This window comes from bacterium (assembly GCA_020440705.1).
In the GTDB taxonomy this organism is placed as follows: Bacteria; Krumholzibacteriota; Krumholzibacteriia; order LZORAL124-64-63; family LZORAL124-64-63; genus JAGRNP01.
In genome coordinates this window covers 1-6,397 of the sequence record JAGRNP010000169.1, presented here as the reverse complement: position 1 = coordinate 6,397, position 6,397 = coordinate 1, and the positions used below count along the sequence as shown (strand labels likewise).

The 6,397-nt window shown below is 67.9% G+C and carries 6 protein-coding genes; 1 reads left to right on the top strand and 5 read right to left on the bottom strand.

All coding sequences use genetic code 11. The features are described 5' to 3' along the window. Window positions 1-174: 174 nt before the first annotated feature. Window positions 175-1,815: an L-glutamate gamma-semialdehyde dehydrogenase gene (gene pruA / locus KDM41_16745; GenBank protein MCB1185075.1), complete on the bottom strand. Its 1,641-nt coding sequence runs from the start codon at window positions 1,813-1,815 to the stop codon at window positions 175-177. 170 nt (window positions 1,816-1,985) lie between these two features. Here pruA and fbp point away from each other — a divergent pair, with 170 nt between their 5' ends. Further along, on the top strand, window positions 1,986-3,035 hold the full coding sequence (gene fbp / locus KDM41_16740; protein MCB1185074.1) for a class 1 fructose-bisphosphatase: 1,050 nt from the start codon (window positions 1,986-1,988) through the stop codon (window positions 3,033-3,035). A gap of 74 nt (window positions 3,036-3,109) precedes the next feature. Here fbp and KDM41_16735 read toward each other — a convergent pair whose 3' ends face one another. From KDM41_16735 to KDM41_16720, 4 genes are all read right to left on the bottom strand, one after another. After that, window positions 3,110-3,439, bottom strand: coding sequence for a cupin domain-containing protein (locus KDM41_16735; GenBank protein MCB1185073.1), 330 nt, complete (start codon window positions 3,437-3,439; stop codon window positions 3,110-3,112). 17 nt (window positions 3,440-3,456) lie between these two features. Then, window positions 3,457-4,287, bottom strand: coding sequence for a hypothetical protein (locus KDM41_16730; protein ID MCB1185072.1), 831 nt, complete (start codon window positions 4,285-4,287; stop codon window positions 3,457-3,459). 51 nt (window positions 4,288-4,338) lie between these two features. Continuing rightward, window positions 4,339-4,680 carry a peptidoglycan-associated lipoprotein Pal gene (pal, locus tag KDM41_16725; protein MCB1185071.1) on the bottom strand — a complete coding sequence of 114 codons (342 nt, stop codon included), beginning with the start codon at window positions 4,678-4,680 and terminating at the stop codon, window positions 4,339-4,341. A gap of 283 nt (window positions 4,681-4,963) precedes the next feature. Next, window positions 4,964-6,280 (bottom strand): PD40 domain-containing protein, encoded by a 1,317-nt coding sequence (locus tag KDM41_16720; protein ID MCB1185070.1) that lies wholly within the window; start codon window positions 6,278-6,280, stop codon window positions 4,964-4,966. Window positions 6,281-6,397: the final 117 nt, after the last annotated feature.

Genomic DNA, 6,397 nt, shown 5'->3' with positions numbered 1-6,397 from the left:
GGGCACGGAGGCCCGGAAGGACCGGAGCCCGAGGCGGCCGATCGCAGGAGGGGAGCCGCCGCCGCCCCGCCCGCCGGCGCGAAAGAGGGAACGAAGCAAGGGGACGACCGGAATTGGCCGTCCCCTCTCCTTGTTCACCCATAGGGCAGCACCCGGGGGTCTCGGTCCCGGGTTCTACCGGGCGGACATATAGGGATACGGATACGCCCGCGGCGGGTCAAATGTCTCCTTCACCGTCCGGGGACTCGTCCACCGGATCAGGTTCAGGTAGCTGCCCGCCTTGTCGTTGGTGCCCGAGGCGCGCGAGCCGCCGAAGGGCTGCTGACCGACCACGGCGCCCGTGGGCTTGTCGTTGATGTAGAAGTTGCCGGCGGTGCCCTCGAGCTCGTCCTTCATCTTCACGATGGCCGCCCGGTCCTGGGCGAAGATCGCCCCGGTCAGGGCGTAGGCCGAACTCGTGTCGCAGATGCGCAGGGTCTTGAGCAGATCCTTGTCCGGGTAGACGTAGACCGTCAGCACCGGGCCGAAGATCTCCTCGACCATGGTCTCGTAGAGCGGGTCGGTGGCCTGGATCACCGTGGGCTCGATGAAGTAGCCCGTGGTGGCGTCGCACTTGCCGCCGGCGATGATGCGGGCCTTGCCACGGGCGGCCTTCCCGCGGGCGCGCGAGATGAAGCCCGAGATGTCCTCGAAGGCGCCCTTGTCGATGACCGCGCCCATGAAGGTGCGGAAATCGGTGACGTCGCCCATCTGGATCGAGCCCACCGCGTCGAGCAGCTTCCGGCGGACCGACTTCCACATGGACTCGGGGATGTACGCCCGGCTGGCCGCGCTGCACTTCTGGCCCTGGAACTCGAAGGCGCCGCGCACGAGCGCGGTCACCAGGGCGTCCTCGTCGGCACTCGGGTGGGCGAAGACGAAGTCCTTGCCGCCGGTCTCGCCCACGATGCGCGGGTAGCAGCCGTAGTTCTGGATGTTGTTGCCGATGGTGCGCCACATGCCCTGGAAGACCGAGGTCGAGCCCGTGAAGTGCACGCCGCCCAGTTCGGGGCTGGCCATGATCGGGTTGCCGACCTGGCCCCCCGAGCCGGGCACGAAGTTGATCACGCCGTCGGGCAGTCCGGCTTCCTTCAGGATCTGCATGATGTACCAGCCCGAGTACACCGAACTCGAGGCGGGCTTCCACACGCACGTGTTGCCCATCAGGGCGGGCGCCGTGGGCAGGTTGCCGGCGATGCTCGTGAAGTTGAAGGGCGTCACGGCGAAGACGAAGCCGTCGAGGGGGCGCTGCTCGAGCATGTTCCACATGCCGGGCGCCGAGTCGGGCTGCTCGCTCATGATCTGCTGGGCGTAGTACGGATTGAAGCGCCAGAAGTCGACCAGCTCGCAGGCGGCGTCGATCTCGGCCTGGAACGGGTTCTTGCTCTGGCCGAGCATGGTGGCCGCGTTCAGGGTCATGCGGTGGCGTCCGGCCAGCAGCTCGGCGGCCTTCAGCAGGATGGCGGCGCGGTGCTGGAACGGGGTCGCGGCCCAGTCCTTCTTGGCCTTCTGGGCGGCCCTGATGGCGGCCTTGACTTCCTTTTCGCCACCCTTGTGGTATTGCCCGAGCTTGTGGGCGTGGTTGTGGGGCATGACGCAGTCGTCCGTCCGGCCGGTGCGCACTTCCTTGCCCCCGATGACCAGGGGGATGTCGATCTGCTCGCCGGCGAGCCGTTTGCACGCCGCCTTCAGTTCCTTCTTCTCCGGGGAGCCGTCGAGGTAGCCGAGAACGGGTTCGTTGGCCGGGAACGGGACGTCGATCATGGCATCGGACATGGGTTGCCTCCCTGGTCAGCACGGTCGCGGGGGTGGGTGTTTCCGCTACATTGGCAAACGCCCCGGCGGGGCGCAAGGGAATTAGGCGCCCCGGTCCTTGGAGCCCGGGCCCGGACCTGCTACAATTGTCCGTGTCGCGCCAACCACGCTCTCGCAAAGAGGTTACGGACATGACCCAGACCCCCAAGAACCTGGTCACGATCGAGTCGCACATCCTGGCCCTGCAGGATCTCCATCCGGCCGCCAGCGGCGAGTTCACCGGCCTGCTCAACGACATCACCTTCGCCTCGAAGGTCGTCTCGCGCGAGGTGCGCAAGGCCGGTCTGGTCGACATCCTCGGCAGCACCGGGGCCGAGAACGTCCAGGGCGAGACGGTCCAGAAGCTCGATGACTACGCCAACCGGATCTTCATGCGCTGCATGGGCACCAAGGGGCAGGTCGGGGTCATGGGCAGCGAGGAGCTGGCCGATCCGGTCTTCCCCGACGTGGCCTCGGGTTCGGGCAGCTACATCGTGATCTTCGACCCCCTGGACGGCAGTTCGAACATCGACGTGAACGTCTCGGTGGGCACCATCTTCGGCATCTGGCGCAAGAAGCATCCGCTGGGCGAGATCGACGACGAGGACATCCTGCAGCCGGGACGCGATCTCATCGCCGCCGGCTACGTGATCTACGGCTCGAGCACGATGTTCGTCTACACGGCGGGCCACGGCGTGCACGGCTTCACCCTCGACCCGAGCATCGGCGAGTTCCTGCTCAGCCACGAGGACATCCGGATCCCCTTCCGCAGCAGCATCTACTCGGTGAACGAGGCCTACGAGCCCAAGTGGGAGCCGGCGGTGCGCGACGTGGTGCGCCAGCTCAAGTACGGCCGCGACACCCAGACCACCCGCAAGGACGCCCCGAACCGCGGCGCCGGCATGACCGCGCGCTACATCGGCTCGCTGGTGTCGGACTTCCACCGCAACCTGCTCAAGGGCGGCGTCTACCTCTACCCGCCCACCATGGGCAAACCCGTGGGCAAGCTGCGCCTGACCTGCGAGGCGGCGCCGCTGGCCTTCATCGCCGAGAACGCGGGCGGCTACGCCAGCGACGGCGCGCGGAGCATCCTGGACATCGTGCCCGATTCCCTGCACGCCCGGACGCCGCTGTACATCGGCAGCCGCGACGACGTGCTCTGGATCGAGAAGACGCTTTCCGAGCCGCGCGACGAGCTGTAGCCCCGACGCACCGCCGATCGCACGCGAAAGGGCGGCCCCGGAGGGCCGCCCTTCGCTTTGCCGGACAGGGCCCGTCAGACCTGGGGATCCATCTGCTTCTGCAGGCCCTTGGTCTCGACGACGAGACCGAGGGCGAAGTTCCGGCAGCGCGGGCGGTGCCGGGTGCCGGCCGGGATCAGGATCGCCTCGCCCTGCCGCACCTCCACCTCGCTCCCCTCCATCTCGACGACCAGGCTGCCCTCCAGGATGTAGACGAACTCGTCCTTGTCGTGGGCGTGGGTGATGTAGTCCCCGCTGTAGCGCACGATGAAGGCGTGGTGGGTGTCGTCGATGTCGGTGACCTCGACCGGGCGGAACACGGTCGACAGGCCGCGGGCCATCTTCAGGACGGAATGCTTGGACACCTGCGGGTACTCCTTTGTCAGTTGCCTTCTTCGACCGTGCTCAGCAGCGCGGCCTCGTCCGACTCGGGGAACTGGGACAGCAGGCGACCGCCCCACTCCCAGGCCTCGTTGGTGCGCCCGAGGGCCATCAGGCAGGCGCGCCCCTTGTACAGGGCCGCCGGGGCCCGCGGGCTGCGCGGCCACTTGGCGAGCAGTTCCTCGAAGCGGGCCAGCGCGGCCTCGTGCCGGTCGGCGCCGTAGGCCAGGTCGCCCAGCCAGTAGGTGGCCTCGTCGGCCGCCTCGGCATCGCCATAGTTGGCGAGGAACTCCTCGTAGCCCTCCTGGGCGAGCTCGGTGTTGCCCCGGCTGCGGTCGAGTTCGGCCTGGGCCATGATCGACCGGCCTTCCTCGGGCAGCACTTCGGTGTCCGCCGCCGGCTGGTCGACCGGCTTGTAGGTGCTCAGGGCGGGCACCCCCTGCCGGGTCGCCAGCAGATCGACCCGCGCCGACAGCTCGCGCATGTACTCGGCGTTGTCGTCGAGCTTCTGCAGGAGCTGGTCCATGCGCGCCGACACCTGGCTGAGTTTCGCCAGGCGCATGGCCGAGGTCTCGTTGCCGGCCTCCTTGTCCATGCGCAGCAGGGCCGCCAGGGCCTCGACTTCCTGGGCCAGACGCTTGTTCTCGGCCTGCAGGCGGGACATGGCGTCCCGGTTGTCCTGCACGCCGGTCTCGATCCGATTCAGCTGCGGTGCGCAGCCGCCCAGCACGAGGGCGGCCAGCATCGCCAGGATGCCGGCCGCCGCCATCGTTCCGGGTCGGCGCCGCGACACCCCAGGCCGCCGGCCACGGCCGGCCTTGGTGAACTCCATGACGCTTCCCTGCTCTCCGGCCGGCCTCCGCGAACGCCGGCCGTTGTTCCGTTACGGACGCTCGAAGTGGGCGCGGCGGTTCTTGGCCCAGGCGTCCTCGTTGCTGCCCTTGGCGAAGGGGCGGTTCTCGCCGTAGCTGGTCACGCGCAGCTTCGAGGCCGGCACGCCCAGGCTCACCAGGTAGTCGCGCACGGCGTTGGCGCGCTTCTCGCCCAGAGCCAGGTTGTACTCCAGCGTGCCCCGCTCGTCGCAGTGGCCGCTGATCAGGATCACGGTGCCGGCCTCGCGGATGGCCCGCGCATTGGCCGACAGGATTCCCATGGCCTTGTTGTCCAATTCGTACTGGTCGAAGCCGAAGAAGACGTCCTGGACGCCGTACTCGGACGGATCCATGTTGGCGTAGTCCGGGCGCTCGGGCACCACGGGCTCGGTCCTCTCCTCGGCGACCGGCGGCGGCGCCAGTTCCTCGACCTGCTGGCCCGCCCCGGCGGTGGGATCGTCCTCGACGGCGGCATCACCGCCGCCGCACCCCGCCAGCAGCGTCAGGGCGGCGATCAGCGAGAAGCTGGCCAGAAGCAGCAGCGTGCGGTTCATCCAAGCTCGGTTCATGCCGGAACTCTCCTTGCGATTTTGTCGGTGTTGTCCTCGCCGATCCGACCACCCGCATCCCTGCGGGCTAGTGGGACCAGTCGGGAGAAATATCGGGTTCATTCCCGAATGTCAACTGGCGGAAGCTGCCTTCCACGTCGTCGTACACATACAACTTGAAGACTCCGCTGCGATCCGAAGCGAACACCAGGTGTCGGCCGTCCGGAGCCCAGCTGGGGTCTTCGCAGTTGCGCCACTTGCCGTCGGTGACGATGCGACGGTCTTCGCCGGTGGACTTCATGACCACGATCTGGGTGAAGTCCCCCTCCCGGGTCGCGTAGGCGATCTTGTCGCCGTTGGGCGACCAGACCGCCGATTCGTTGTACCGGCCCTCGAAGGTCAACCGGCGTCGGCCGGTTCCCTCGCTGTCGATGATATATAACTGAGGCGTGCCCGTCCTGTCACTACTGAAAACCAGATCCCGGCCCCCGGGCGACCAGCTGGGGCTGATTTCGATGGCCGGCGAGACCGTCAGCCGCTTGATGATCTTCCCCTCCGGGGTGATGCGGTAGATCTCCGGGCTGCCCGACCGGGACAGGGAAACCAGCAGTTCGGTGCCGTCCGGATGCCAGTCGGCCCCGAAGTTCAGCCCCCCCTGCTCGATGATCTGGGTGACCCGGCCGTTGGTCGTGTCGAGCAGGAACAGACCCTGCAAGTGGTTGCGGTAGCTCGTGAAGGCGATCCGGCTGTTGTCCGGCGACCAGCTCGGGCAGATGTTCAGCACCCGGTTCGAGGTGAGGCGCTGCACCCCCTCGCCGTCGTAGTCGACCACGTAGAGGTCACTGCCGGTGCCGTCGTCGCGGGAGAACACCACCCGGGTCATGGTGATCCCCTTCTCGCCGGTCAGGGCGTAGATCACCTCGTTGGCGAAGTGGTGGGCCGTCGGGCGCATCTGGGACGGCAGCGGTCGGTAGCGCTTGTTCAGGATGAGCTGCCGCCCCGGCCAGGTCAGCAGGTTGAGGCTGATGGTCGTCGGGGCGTCCTCGCCGGTCTGGCCGGCGTCGCGCAGGGGACCCTCGACGGTGCCCTCGATGGCGTACTGGAAGGCGAGGCTGTCGGCGCCCCCCTCCTTCTCGCCCACCCGGAACAGGCCGCTGTAGTAGAGGTCGTTGCCCACCACCTGGAAGAGGAGGTCGGCGGCGCGGACCGACTTCTCGCCGCCGGCCAGCACGTCCAGCGGCGTCATCTTGACGTCGGTCTTGATGAACGCGGTCGAGGTGTGCTCGATGATGTAGTCGGCGTTGCGCTGGGCCACGGCGCCGCCGGCGGTCAGGACCACCAGCAGGCCGGCGAGGACCAGGCAGCGCAGCACGTGCCGCGGATGCGGGACCGGGAATGCACTCACTTGCCAGGCTCCAGGTTGAAGATGAAGGTGATGCCCAGGGACGTGCCCTTGTACTGGGGCGGCAGCGGCGGCAGCTTGGTGGTCTTGACCGCCCGCAGCGACTCGCGGTCGTAAACG

Coding starts and splice junctions, on each gene's coding strand:
- pal (MCB1185071.1), bottom strand. CDS start 4,680: ATGGATCCGTCCGAGTACGGCGTCCAGGACGTCTTCTTCGGCTTCGAC.
- KDM41_16730 (MCB1185072.1), bottom strand. CDS start 4,287: ATGGAGTTCACCAAGGCCGGCCGTGGCCGGCGGCCTGGGGTGTCGCGG.
- fbp (MCB1185074.1), top strand. CDS start 1,986: ATGACCCAGACCCCCAAGAACCTGGTCACGATCGAGTCGCACATCCTG.
- pruA (MCB1185075.1), bottom strand. CDS start 1,815: ATGTCCGATGCCATGATCGACGTCCCGTTCCCGGCCAACGAACCCGTT.